This is a genomic window from Bacillus seohaeanensis (assembly GCF_042684945.1).
Lineage (GTDB): Bacteria > Bacillota > Bacilli > Bacillales > Bacillaceae_B > Rossellomorea > Rossellomorea seohaeanensis.
This window is the reverse complement of record NZ_JBHUMF010000007.1, coordinates 14260-26682: the sequence shown is the minus strand read 5'-3', so window position 1 is coordinate 26682 and position 12423 is coordinate 14260. Positions and strand designations below refer to the sequence as shown.

Below are 12423 nucleotides of genomic sequence, written 5' to 3'. Positions count from 1 at the left end.
GAAATCACCTTACTTCACTGATGTAATTTGTTTCGATTCACTAGATTCTAATGCCGCTAAAATAACTTCTAATGATTTCTTTCCTTCTTCCCCACTAATAGGAGGCACTGTATCATCAACAATCGATTGAACAAAGTTTTCAATGACATGTGTATTTTTTTGTCCCCCATCATCATTAGACTGGATTTGTCCTAATTCATATTTCACGATTTCACCATTTTTATATTGAACAACTAAAGAATAATCAGGATCATCTTCTAAGCGTAAGATTGCATTTTCTCCATAAATAATCGTTGAATTGTCCTCTTTTGCTGTGTAAGACCAGCTAGCAGCTAATGTGCCAATTGTGCCACTTTCCGTTTTTAATACACAAACAGCATTATCATCAACATCTGTGCCTTCTTTTGCGCTTGTTTCCACAAAGCCAGCAACTTCCACAAATTCCTCGCCTAATAAATAACGAAGCAGATCGGCTTTATGTACGCCTAAATCCCCCATTGCACCAATAAACGCTTCATCTTTTTTAAAGAACCAGCTTTCTTTTCCATCAACACTCCAACCCTCTGGTCCACCGTGTCCAAATGCTGTTCTAAAGCTATAAATCTTCCCGACCTCTCCAGACTCAATTAGCTTTCTCGCTTTAACATGTGAAGAAACGAATCGTTGATTGTGCGCAATCATTAATTTCTTGTTATTTTTCTCTGCTGCTTCAATCATTTCTTTCGCTTCTTCTCTTGACGTTGCCATTGGCTTTTCACATAGTACATGACACCCAGCATTTAATGCAGCAATTGAAACTGGTGCGTGAAGTGCATTAGGAAGACAAACACTTACAGCATCTACACTTTCATTTGCTAATAATTCTTCATAACTTGTATAGCTTCTTGAATTGTATTTTTCGGCCATTTCATTAGCACGTTCGCCGACAATATCACATACTGCTGTAATTTCGACTCCAGCATGAGCATTATATTCTACCAAATGACGGTGCCTTGCAATGCTTCCGCACCCAATAACAGCTACTTTTAATGTTGACATAATTTATCTCTCCTTTTATAAGTAGGGTAAAGAGAGGGTAACGCGCCCCCTCTTTTATCATTTATCTTGGCTATTTTCGTAAAGTTTGTTGTTGTGGTAAATGGACGGGTCGTTCCTTTCCGCTGCGGGCACTAGACTCCGCTCCAATCCACTCTATATTTTTATTGTTAAAAACAATACTCTTCTAGAGAACAGCCTTTATCTTTAAACATTCGCTTTTTCTGAGATTTTTTCTAATGGTTGTGCATTCCCATATACAGGTGTTGCACTGTTCGTAGGTTTTGCCCAGTTCACACCATTTTTAATAACACGTTGGATTTCTGGGTTGTAATACGTTTTATACGTTTCATGTCCTGGTCGGAAGTAGAAAATTTTCCCTTTCCCACGTTTGTACGTACAACCACTGCGGAATACTTCCCCACCTTCGAACCAACTAATGAAAATTAGTTCGTCTGGTGTTGGAATATCAAAATGTTCCCCATACATTTCTTCCTTCTCTAATTCAATATACTGTCCAAGTCCTTCTGCAATCGGATGCGTTGGATCTACCACCCAAAGACGTTCTTTTTCATCCGCTTCACGCCATTTTAAATCGCATGTTGTACCCATTAACTTTTTGAAAATTTTAGAGAAATGTCCTGAATGCAAGACAACTAATCCCATACCTTCTAGAACACGTTTTTGTACCTTTTCAACGATTTCATCTCTCACTTCACCGTGTGCTTTATGTCCCCACCAAACTAATACATCTGTTTCTGCTAAAACTTCGTCTGTTAAACCATGGTCTGCCTCATCTAATGTTGCTGTTTTCACATTAATTTCATCTTCTTGTAAAAATTCTGCAATTGCTCCATGAATCCCTTTTGGATAATTTTCTGCTACCACTGGATTTGTTTTTTCATGACGGTTTTCATTCCATACTAGTACATTCATTTTGATATTCTCCTTTTATTGTTTTAATTTAACGAAAACGTTTGCACAAACATTTAAAAAAATATTTCCCCATTTTCTATTAAACACTCGTTTTATCTGCCTCAGAACAAGAATCTCTTTCTTCAATAATCGTTGGAATGATGACACTTTTTTTCATCATACTCGGATCTTTGATGAACTCTATTACACATTGAGCTGATTCATATCCCAACTGAAAACTTTGGATATTAACCGATGTTAATGGTGGCGTCGACAACCTAGACATCACCGTGTTATTAAAAGTAATAATACTGATATCTTCTGGAACATGAATGTTCCTCTCTTTTAAAGCTGACAGCACAATAAATGCATTGTAATCATCTGTAACGACCAGTGCCGTTGGGCGTTCTAGTGTAGTCAATAGTTCGCTAACCACTCGTTCGCCTTGCTCCCTATCAAATTGAAAATGCTTTATATAATCATCTGTCACGAGTAAGTCATTTTCTCTTACCGATTGATGAAAACCGCTTAATCGTGCTTGGGTAACTTCGAACCTTGGATCTCCACCGATAAATCCAATTTTTTGATGACCTAGATTTATAATATAATCAGTCGCTTCTTTTGCTGCTTGAAAATTATCATTATCTACATACATCATTTTATTTGATTCGAATACCGGTTTGCCGATTACGACAAAAGGAATTCCCTGCTTTTGCAAGAATGGAACGACTTTATCATCTTTTTTAGAGTACATAACAATAATGCCATCCACTTTTTTTCCTTGTACCATTTTTACTGTATCTTGAAAAATCTCTTCCTCTGTTTCTCCCGTTGTCAGACAAATGCTGTAATCTTGTTTATGGCATAAGGCACTAATTCCACTTAATACTTCAGGAAAAAAAGGATTAAGCATCGATTGGCTTGTCGAGTTTTTCATGACAATTCCAATTGTCTGCGTCGACTGCTGGACAAGGGTTCGAGCATTCAGATTAAGATGGTAGCCCATGTCCTCCATGATTTTACGAACTTTCCGCTTCGTTTTTTCACTTATATGTGGACTATCCGATATGACACGGGAAACCGTAGAAGGAGCTACACCTGCCTGTTTTGCAACATCTTTAATTGTGATTGCCATTCGCATCCTCTTCCTTATTCAATGAAATTAGGGGTTCCCATTTTCTTTCTTTTCCCTCTAATTCTCAGTTAATCGTATTATTTAACAGCACCTTCCGAAACCCCTTTAATAATTTGCTTTTGAGCAAAGAAGTAAGCGATAATTACCGGAATAATAGCGATCGTTAATCCAGCTAATGCTAAATGCCATTGCTTTGTAAACTGTCCAAAGAAAAAGAACATTTTCAATGGAATTGTCGCAGCGCTTTCGTCTCCTAATACAAGGGAAGGTAATAGGAAGTCATTCCAAATCCAAATAACATTTAGAATCCCAACTGTAACAGAAATTGGCTTTAACAGCGGGAAAATAATATGCCAGAATACTTGGAACTTATTTGCACCATCGATAATCGCCGCTTCATCTAGTGATTTTGAAATTCCAGTCATCGCACCATGGTATAAGAAGATGGAAAGACTGCTTCCAAACCCTAAGTACATAAAGACTAGTCCTACACGATTCAACATTTCAAAGTTCCCGAAAAGCGAAACGAGTGGAATCATAACAGATTGGAACGGAATTAACATCGCACCAACAAAGAGGAAAAACACAAATCCACTTAGCTTACTTTTATTTCGAGCTAACGCATAACCGGCCATCGAAGAAAATAGGATGATGACCCCTACACTTAGAATCGAAATCAGCAAGGAGTTAAAAAGTGATTGTAAAAAGTCTAACTCAATAAACGCTTCTGTAAAGTTATCAAACGTCATTTCTTCTGGTAACCCGAGGACATCCGAGAAGATCCCTCTCTTTGTTTTAAAGGCATTGACAATCATTAAATAAAACGGGGATAGCCATACTAACGCAAGGATAAGGCCGAAAATTTCAAGTAATAACTTATTCTTTTTCTTTTTTTCCATTACATGTCGACCTCCCGTTTTTTATTGTAATAAACATTTGTTAAGGAGATAATCGCTACCAGAGCTAGGAAAATAATCCCCTTTGATTGTGCTAAAGCCATTTGGTTTTCATTAAAGGCTGTTTTATAAATTTCCATTGCTACCATTTGTGTAGAGTTAAATGGTCCACCAGCTGTTAATGACAAGTTTTGATCGTAAATTTTAAAACAGTGAGAAATTGTCAAGAACATACTAACCGTAAATGCCGGTGCAACAAGTGGGAAAATGATATTTTTGAAACGTTGGAAGCTACTTGCTCCATCAATTTCCGCTGCTTCTAGCAAGTCTTTTGGAATATTCTCTAAATAGGCAATATAGATGATCATAATATATCCAGCCCATTGCCAAGATGTTAAAATAACAAGTCCCCAGAAACCAGTTTCAGTTGTCGATAACCAACCTTGTAAGGCTTCAATTCCTAGCAAGTTCCCAATACCATCAAAAGCGCTTACAAAAATGAACTGCCAAATGAAACCTAGAATAAGTCCTCCAATTAAGTTAGGCATAAAGAAAATGGTTCTTAAAAAGTTACTCGTTTTCATGCCTCTTGTTACAAGTATGGCCAACCCTAAACCTAGGAAGTTGATGATGATAACTGAAACGACGGAGAATTTAATCGTAAACCATATGGAATCCCTAAACTCAGCTTCCTTGAACAAATCAATATAGTTAGTAAGACCGAGAAACTCTGTAGCAGCAAGACCATTCCAGTTTGTAAAGGAATAAATAAAGCCATAGAGTAACGGAATAATGACGACAAGACCTAACCCTAAAAGAACCGGTGTTAAAAACAACCAAAATGAAACATCTTTATTTCTCATTAGAAACTCCCCCCAATACATTTTCCGACAAAAACTGCCGAAAATTTATAATAAAGTCTGATCTATTCTGTAACGCACCTGAAAGATCATTTTTCTAAAATAGCTAACGAAACATATTGCATTGTTTCGTTAGCTACCTTTGTTAAACTGTTACTCGTTTATTTTCTTGACTTTTCCCATGACGCACGTGCATTTTCTAATGCTTCGTCCCAAGAAATGTCACCACTTAAATACTGTTGCATATTCACTGCTAAAACTTCTTCTTGCCAACCAATTGGAGATCCTAAGAATACCCAACCTAAAGTATTACCTTCGGAAGCATAATTGTAAATTTCTTGTGAAAGAGGATCTGCAATTTCCGCATCTTCATATCCTTCGTATGCAGGGATAAATTTGAAGTCATTGATTACCGCTTCTTTACCAGCTTCTGAAGTGTACATCCAGTCTAAGAAGTCCTTGGAAGCTTGTACAACCTCTTCACCACCGTTTTTATTTACAGCCCAATACATTGGAACACCTACAGGAAGTTTTCCTTCATATCCTTCAACAGGAATCGGGATAATTCCAATATTGTTTTCAGCAAATTCCGGATCCATTGAATGGATTGTGTTGTATACCCAGTTACCTTGTTTAATAATTGCAACTTTCCCTAATGAGAATAATTGTTCAACTTGTTGAGAATAATCAAGGCTTAGTACTGGTTGAACAGAATACTTGTTTTGTAGGTCTAGCATTCTCTTCAATTCGTCGCCTTTTTCAAATGGAATTGTGTCTGCGTTGTATGCTTTTAAAACATCATGGTCAAATTCTGGCGCAATAAATGCATTTGCTAAATGGTTACCGATAACCCATGTTTCTTTCGCAGCAAGGGCGAATACTGCTTCAATTCCTAGATCTTTTTTCTGCTTGTCTATTTTTTTAACAGCTTTTTCTAAATCTTCATATGTTTTGATTTCATCAGCGTTTACGCCTGCTTCTTTAAAAACGCTTTTGTTATAGATATAGCCGTAGCCTTCTTGGTTAAATGGAAGCCCTAGTACTTCTTCTCCATCTTTAACACTTGTAAGCGTGCCTTCAAGCGCTTTACCTGCTGCTTCTGTATCAGACAAATCAACTAAATAATCTCTGTAATCTTCTACATCAGACGGTCCGCCGACATTAAAAATGTCTGGTTCCTCACCTGAAGAGAATGCTGATTTTACTGAAGCACCATAGTCATTTCCACCGCCGACTGTTTTAACATTTATGTCTACATCTGGGTTTTCTTTTTCATACTGTTCTACAAGACTTTCAAACTGCTCTTTAAACTCTACTTTAAATTGGAAAACATCAACCGTTACTTTATCTCCTGATGCTCCTTCTTCCTCACCAGAGTTTCCACATCCTGCTAATGCAACACTAGATGCTAATAAAGCTGAAAGAACCCCTGTATAAAACTTTTTACCCTTCATTTCTTTCACTCCCCATATTAAGTGTTTTTTACTTATTTTCACAATGAATTCGTTTGCATAAATTCATGTAAAAATCTACATAGGTAAACGCTTTCAATATAATTATGAAAATAAGGTTTTTAAAGAAAAATCACTATGAAATTACTTTAAAACCCCTTAAGAAAACGTTTGCATTATGTTGTTGTTTTTATATTATCACAGCATTACGAGAAGAACAATATATTTTTATAGTTTCCTACCTTTATATTGATAGACTAATTTTTCCCATTGAATATAAACGGTTGAGCTGATTGGGAAAAGCTAGATCTTTGAATCTAGAAAACTGCACAATAAGGTTTGTGCTGATGATTTGTCCAAATAACCTTAAAAACAGCCTTGTAAAAAATCTATTAAACCAAAAGTTAGCTACAATCGTAGGTAAGATGAAAAAACAGTGGCTACAAACATAAGAAAACGCTAGGGCTTTATACTAAAAAAACCCTAGCGCTTTCATTCAGTTACAAATTATGTTTCAATACTACTTTCACTGCCGTTCTGAGCCTTCTTGCATTAACGACTCACTGTAACAGGAGAGAGATTTTCCTCAAACATGCAGTTCAACTTGTTCTAGCATCGTACCCTTCTTGGCAAAATTACTGTGCCAGGATAACGCTTTTTCTAATACATGTGGCGTCTGTCCACCTCTTGTAAGAGCTTCTTGATAATATTCCCATAGTTGCTTACGATACATTGGATGAGCACAGCGTTCAATGATTAACTCGACGCGTTCTCTTGGGGCCAATCCACGTAGGTCTGCATATCCTTGTTCGGTTACAACGACATCAACGTCATGTTCTGTATGGTCAATATGGGAAGCAAATGGAACGATACTGGATATTTTTCCATCCTTGGCAATTGACTTTGTTACGAAAATAGCTAATCGAGCATTACGAGCAAAATCACCAGAGCCACCGATTCCGTTCATCATTTTCGTACCAGAAACATGAGTAGAATTGACATTTCCATAAATATCAAATTCTAATGCTGTGTTAATGGAAATCAAGCCGAGACGGCGAATGATTTCTGGATGGTTGGAAATTTCCTGTGGTCTCATAATCAAATTATCACGGTATTTTTCAAAATTATTAAAGACCTGATTCATTTTCTCTTCTGATAACGTGATGGAACAGCAGGAAGCAAATTTAACTTTTCCTGCATCAATTAAATCAAACACCGCATCCTGCAATACTTCTGAATATACTTCTAAATCTTCAAATTCAGAATCAATCATTCCATGAAGAACCGCATTCGCAACAGACCCAATTCCCGATTGTAACGGAGCAAGCTTTTTGGTTAGTCTACCTGCTTCAATTTCTGTACGTAAGAAGGACATTAAATGTCCTGCCATCACTTCTGTTTCTTCATCAGGCTGCACAATCGTTGACGGAGAATCGAGCTGGTTTGTAAAGACAACTCCTTTTACTTTCTCCATATCAACTGGAATGCCAACTGTACCAATTCGATCATCCGCTTTCGTTAACGGAATCGGCGATCTCTCCCCCTGTTTTCCAGGATCATATAAATCATGCAAACCTTCTAATAGCGGTGACTGCGCCATGTTAATCTCGATAATAATAGACTTCGCATGCTTAGCAAATGTATAGGAGTTTCCAATCGATGTAGTCGGAATAACCATACCGTCTTCCGTTATAGAAACCGCTTCCAAAATTGCATAATCAATAGGCTCTATTACATTAGCCCTCACTAACTCAGCTGTGTGAGATAAATGATGATCGACAAATAAGTGATCCCCCTTATTTATCTTTTTTCGCATTGTAGCATCTGCTTGGAATGGTAGACGTTTATTAATAATCCCGGCTTCTGCAAACATTTTATCAATATCTGACCCTAAAGAGGCACCCGTGAAAACATTTACCTTAAACGATTCTTTTTCTGCACGTTTTACCAACGCAAATGGTACCGCTTTCACATCACCTGCACGAGTAAATCCACTTAACCCCAATGTCATACCGTCTTGAATCCACGATGCAGCCTCCTCTGGTGAAACTACATAATTCTGCATTTGAGGGGCCTTTATTCTGTCGTAATGATTTTCCATCGTTCATCCCTCTTTCCTAACTTTTAGAATAATTTTAACTTATTCACTATGAAAATGGAGATATTTAGAGGAGGATAGAGAATTATCGTACAAGACAGAAAATTCAGTGTTTGAAACAGAAATTTTCAGCACTGCCAACTTGTTACTCAAATGTGTTAACGCAACACAGATTAGATATTTTAAAAACCAAGTAGCTTTCGAAAATAACTTGAATACGATTGGCTTACAGGAATCTTTATGCCATTATCCATTGCCAAAACAAATGTTGAATGGGTATCAGGATAGATTTCTTTTATATGATGTACATTTACGATAAAAGATCTGTGACAACGGATGAAAGACTCTCGCGGCAAAATATATTCAAATTCTTGGAGTGAGTTTTTATGTGTGCCAGAAAATCCCTCTGTAACGACATTTGTCTTTCGGTCTTTTACTTCTAAATACTTCACATCAGCAAAGGGAATCGGAATCCAACCGTCTTGTGTTTTTACGGTTACAACTGATTTTCCATCTGTAAAAGCAGGATAAATCGCTGTAACACAGCCTTCAAGCTTTCCTTTATGCAAAAACGGAACAGCCATTCCATGATAAGGGACACCAAACACATTACGATTATTAAATTCGGATACTTTTTGTTTCGTGATTAGCGCCTTATGTGCAATCGTTCCTTCCGTTACCAAATCTCCTGGACTTATCTTTAAGTCAATTCGTTTACTTGGACGATAATAGATATACTCATTCGTATTCGATACCGCAATTGATACCTCATCCGAAAACAATTCACCAATGACATCTAATAGCGAAACAACTGTCAATCTTTCCATCTGTATACACCTCTCTAAAAGGTGCCTGTCCCTAAAGTATCGAGGACAGACACCTATCTTATCGTTTTTATTTTATAGATAAAATAATAATATTTATATCCTACGATGCAAATCAAGACTAACCTAATAATTAAGTTGTCTAATAGGATAAATGGAATGGCAATCATACAATCAGCAGTTAGCAGGATCGTAATCTTCTGTTTTAACGTCATTGCTCTATTTTTTACAAATTCCTCTAAATGTCGCTTATATAGTTTTGTACCTTTGAACCAAATTTCAAATTTCTTCGATCCTCTGACAAAACATACAGAAGCTAACAGCAATAAAGGGGTCGTGGGTAATAACGGTAAAATAACTCCCAAAATCCCTAGCCCCATAAAGATAAACCCAAAGAATATATAAATGAATTTCTTTACGCTATTTATAGTTCTACACTCCTTGCGAAAACGTTAATTATTAGTAGATAAACAGAAATAGGAGGTTCTCTCAAGATATGATTCTAATAGTAAGCTGTTTTCGTAAAGCTTGTTGCTTTTCAACTACAAACTAAGTTTGACCAACGAGCTGAATTTATAAGTAAAAACAACAATCTATGAGAAAAGAGCCTAATAGTACTAACACTAACCTAAAATCTACTATACTCATCATACCATTTTTCTCACACACACACTTTCCTGTTATAGCTACTAGTCTTATTCGAAATATGGTACAGTAGATAGGATATTAGAGATGAAGGGAGTTTTTTTCAATGACTAACCATGAATCACAAAATGAACTACCAGAAAAAAATGGATCCATTGAGCAACTTGTAACAATGCCTGCCGATATCGACAAAGTAATCGAAGGCAAAAAAACGGCAACACGTCGAAACGGAAGATATGCTGACGTAGGAGAAATCATGGAATTAAAAGATAAAAAATTTGTAGTTGAACGAGTATACTCACAATCACTAGGTGAGCTAACAGATGAACATGCTCGCCAAGAAGGCTTTGAAACGGTAGAAGATTATAAACAATCCATTCTATCGTATCACCCGAACATGCCATGGCTTCCACAAATGCGCGTATGGGTGCATGAGTTCCGTCCAGTTAGTGAGTAATAGGTAAACGAAATGGATTATTTAGTTTATCGAACAATAATTTATATCCATGCTCTTAGTGCCATCGTATCAATAGGCCCTTTCTTTATTCTCTTGCCACTTGTAAAAAAATTGCATGCGGCACAAGATACCGAATTGGATGCCTACTTAGGCACATTTCGTTTTACCGTCCGATTAACGAAGCATGCAGGTCACGTGCTTGTTTTTTCCGGGATAGTACTCGTTTTTTCTGGTCCATGGACATGGAGTACACCATGGCTTTTAATGACCCTCTTCATCATGTTTTGCTCCCTATTCTTTCTTGCCCGTGCATTTTCACCAACACTCCGGAAATTTAAGGAAGAAGGCCATAACAAAGATGAACTAATAGCCAAGCTAAAACGAACCATTTGGATCTACATCGCACTACTACTGGCAATGCTTTGGTTTATGGTCGTTAAACCGACGCTATGGTAAGAAAAGCGAAAGGGGCTTGATCAGCTCGTGAAGAAAATAGGGATTATCCTCAAAAGGCGCCTTTTGCCTTTAGAGGATAATCATCTTTTTCACAGCGAGCTAGCCGCTGAAGCTAGACAGAGAAAAGCGAAAGGGGCTAGCCACTGGAGCTAGACAAAGAAAAGCGGAAGGGGCTTGATTAGCCCCGATTTACTTACTCTTTGAAGAGGCAAGGGGGTCTGTCCCCCGACCTATTCCTAAAAGGAATGATGTACATTTTCTTCAAACAAAGTAATCACAACAGCAGGGGACTGACACCGCACGATAGTCAGCAAACACTAATAAAAAATGCCTAGCACCACCACAAGTGGGTAGTGTTAGGCATTTTTTTGATTCCATCATTATTCTTTAGCACCCGCTGCTTCACTTCTCGCTTCTTTTCCTCTACTATTTAATTCCGCAATGCGTCTTATTCCCTCTTCTAATTTTTCATCGACGATACTTGCATCACCGATATGTTTTAAAATCAATTCATTCGCCTCATCAAAAATTGATTTGGTACTGCTTATTTCACTCATTACATTACTAGAAGAGTCCTTTTGTTCCTTAATAGTATTAATAACGGTATTTACTTCTGATTTTACATTGTTGATAATTGTTAAAATATCGTCTAATTTATTAGAAGTGCCTGTACTTAATTGCATTCCATCCTCTATTAAACCAGTACTCATTTTAGTTGATTGCAAGGAATCAGAAATGTCTTGTTGAATATTTTTAGTTAACACACTAATATTATTCGTGCTTTCAGCTGTATTCTCTGCCAGTTTGCGTACCTCATCCGCCACTACCGCAAAACCCTTTCCGTGTTCTCCTGCTCTAGCTGCTTCTATAGAGGCGTTTAATGCTAGTAAATTGGTTTGATCCGCTATTTCTTTTATCACCTTTACAATCATTTCTATCTCTTGTGATCTCTCATTTAACTGATTCATCTTTTTAGATGTTTCAGCCAATTGTTCCCCAAGGCGACTTATAAGTGCCTCCACTTTACTAACTAACTCTCTTCCCTCAACAGAGTTTGTAACCATCTCTTCTGTTGATTCAATTAATAGTTGTCCTTTCTCATGCAGGCCTATTGATTTATTATAAGACTCCTCACTAAGTGTATTTACATTATCAAACCGCTCTTTTATTTTCCGAACTAAACCACCGAGAATTTCGTGTTGATCATTTACCATTTCATGCTGCTCCATCGTTGTAACCAGTTCGTTGTAAAACTTATCAACAAACTCATTAATATATTCTTCTTTTTGCTGAGATTCCGCAAGATTGTTTCGCAAACGACTTTTTAATTCCACATTTTCCTCTTGTAGCTTTGAAGTACCTCTTTTTTTAGTAAACACAAATAACCCCTCCACTTACTAAATTTCTATACTTAACACTTTTTGCTTTAATTGGTTGCTCTTTCCTATATCCTAGTGAGAATATCCTTAAAAAACGTTTGATGACTTTCACTGTTTTGTAAATTGAATTTTAAGAATTTTTAACATACCGGTATCTACATGTACAAAAGGTAATAGTTCAATAGTTTAAATTTCTTTACCTTATTAATTTATTAGGCAACACTATCTATTACTTTATCACTATGAAAATTGCTTGTCATCCTAATTCCTTA

At 36.9% G+C, this 12423-nt stretch carries 11 protein-coding genes and 1 pseudogene; 2 read left to right on the top strand and 10 right to left on the bottom strand.

Annotated elements, in window-relative coordinates:
• Positions 1-9: 9 nt before the first annotated feature.
• The 9 genes from ACFSUL_RS02850 to ACFSUL_RS02810 all read right to left on the bottom strand — a co-directional run bounded on the left by ACFSUL_RS02850 (position 10) and on the right by ACFSUL_RS02810 (position 9615).
• Positions 10-1038 (bottom strand): Gfo/Idh/MocA family protein, encoded by a 1029-nt coding sequence (locus ACFSUL_RS02850; RefSeq protein ID WP_377932509.1) that lies wholly within the window; start codon positions 1036-1038, stop codon positions 10-12.
• A gap of 204 nt (positions 1039-1242) precedes the next feature.
• A complete protein-coding gene (locus tag ACFSUL_RS02845; protein ID WP_377932507.1) occupies positions 1243-1971 on the bottom strand; it encodes a ThuA domain-containing protein in 729 nt (242 codons plus the stop codon).
• A gap of 79 nt (positions 1972-2050) precedes the next feature.
• Positions 2051-3085 carry a LacI family DNA-binding transcriptional regulator gene (locus ACFSUL_RS02840; protein ID WP_377932505.1) on the bottom strand — a complete coding sequence of 345 codons (1035 nt, stop codon included), beginning with the start codon at positions 3083-3085 and terminating at the stop codon, positions 2051-2053.
• A 77-nt stretch (positions 3086-3162) separates the two neighbouring features.
• The gene (locus ACFSUL_RS02835) at positions 3163-3984 is read right to left on the bottom strand and encodes a carbohydrate ABC transporter permease (protein WP_071414229.1); all 822 of its coding nucleotides are present in this window, start codon (positions 3982-3984) and stop codon (positions 3163-3165) included.
• Positions 3984-4844, bottom strand: coding sequence for a carbohydrate ABC transporter permease (locus tag ACFSUL_RS02830; RefSeq protein ID WP_377932502.1), 861 nt, complete (start codon positions 4842-4844; stop codon positions 3984-3986). Before ACFSUL_RS02830 ends, ACFSUL_RS02835 begins: the two co-directional genes overlap by 1 nt.
• A gap of 158 nt (positions 4845-5002) precedes the next feature.
• Complete coding sequence (locus tag ACFSUL_RS02825) at positions 5003-6295, bottom strand: ABC transporter substrate-binding protein (RefSeq protein ID WP_377932500.1); 1293 nt, start codon at positions 6293-6295, stop codon at positions 5003-5005.
• A gap of 583 nt (positions 6296-6878) precedes the next feature.
• On the bottom strand, positions 6879-8393 hold the full coding sequence (locus ACFSUL_RS02820) for an acetyl-CoA hydrolase/transferase family protein (RefSeq protein ID WP_377932498.1): 1515 nt from the start codon (positions 8391-8393) through the stop codon (positions 6879-6881).
• A gap of 179 nt (positions 8394-8572) precedes the next feature.
• Complete coding sequence (locus tag ACFSUL_RS02815; protein WP_377932496.1) at positions 8573-9217, bottom strand: LytTR family DNA-binding domain-containing protein; 645 nt, start codon at positions 9215-9217, stop codon at positions 8573-8575.
• 53 nt (positions 9218-9270) lie between these two features.
• Positions 9271-9615: a YbaN family protein gene (locus ACFSUL_RS02810; RefSeq protein ID WP_377932552.1), complete on the bottom strand. Its 345-nt coding sequence runs from the start codon at positions 9613-9615 to the stop codon at positions 9271-9273.
• 350 nt (positions 9616-9965) lie between these two features.
• On the opposite strand from ACFSUL_RS02810, the gene ACFSUL_RS02805 reads away from it, so the two are divergent.
• Together ACFSUL_RS02805 and ACFSUL_RS02800 are read left to right on the top strand one after the other, a co-directional pair.
• Positions 9966-10316, top strand: a complete 351-nt coding sequence (locus ACFSUL_RS02805) for an ASCH domain-containing protein (RefSeq protein ID WP_071414223.1) — start codon at positions 9966-9968, stop codon at positions 10314-10316.
• A gap of 12 nt (positions 10317-10328) precedes the next feature.
• Positions 10329-10772: a hypothetical protein gene (locus ACFSUL_RS02800; protein ID WP_377932494.1), complete on the top strand. Its 444-nt coding sequence runs from the start codon at positions 10329-10331 to the stop codon at positions 10770-10772.
• A gap of 380 nt (positions 10773-11152) precedes the next feature.
• Here the strand turns inward: ACFSUL_RS02800 and ACFSUL_RS21360 are convergent.
• Positions 11153-11725, bottom strand: a pseudogene (locus tag ACFSUL_RS21360) (methyl-accepting chemotaxis protein); the annotation flags it as partial.
• Positions 11726-12423: the final 698 nt, after the last annotated feature.

Coding starts and splice junctions, on each gene's coding strand:
- ACFSUL_RS02850 (WP_377932509.1), bottom strand. CDS start 1,038: ATGTCAACATTAAAAGTAGCTGTTATTGGGTGCGGAAGCATTGCAAGG.
- ACFSUL_RS02845 (WP_377932507.1), bottom strand. CDS start 1,971: ATGAATGTACTAGTATGGAATGAAAACCGTCATGAAAAAACAAATCCA.
- ACFSUL_RS02840 (WP_377932505.1), bottom strand. CDS start 3,085: ATGGCAATCACAATTAAAGATGTTGCAAAACAGGCAGGTGTAGCTCCT.
- ACFSUL_RS02835 (WP_071414229.1), bottom strand. CDS start 3,984: ATGGAAAAAAAGAAAAAGAATAAGTTATTACTTGAAATTTTCGGCCTT.
- ACFSUL_RS02830 (WP_377932502.1), bottom strand. CDS start 4,844: ATGAGAAATAAAGATGTTTCATTTTGGTTGTTTTTAACACCGGTTCTT.
- ACFSUL_RS02825 (WP_377932500.1), bottom strand. CDS start 6,295: ATGAAGGGTAAAAAGTTTTATACAGGGGTTCTTTCAGCTTTATTAGCA.
- ACFSUL_RS02820 (WP_377932498.1), bottom strand. CDS start 8,393: ATGGAAAATCATTACGACAGAATAAAGGCCCCTCAAATGCAGAATTAT.
- ACFSUL_RS02815 (WP_377932496.1), bottom strand. CDS start 9,217: ATGGAAAGATTGACAGTTGTTTCGCTATTAGATGTCATTGGTGAATTG.
- ACFSUL_RS02805 (WP_071414223.1), top strand. CDS start 9,966: ATGACTAACCATGAATCACAAAATGAACTACCAGAAAAAAATGGATCC.
- ACFSUL_RS02800 (WP_377932494.1), top strand. CDS start 10,329: ATGGATTATTTAGTTTATCGAACAATAATTTATATCCATGCTCTTAGT.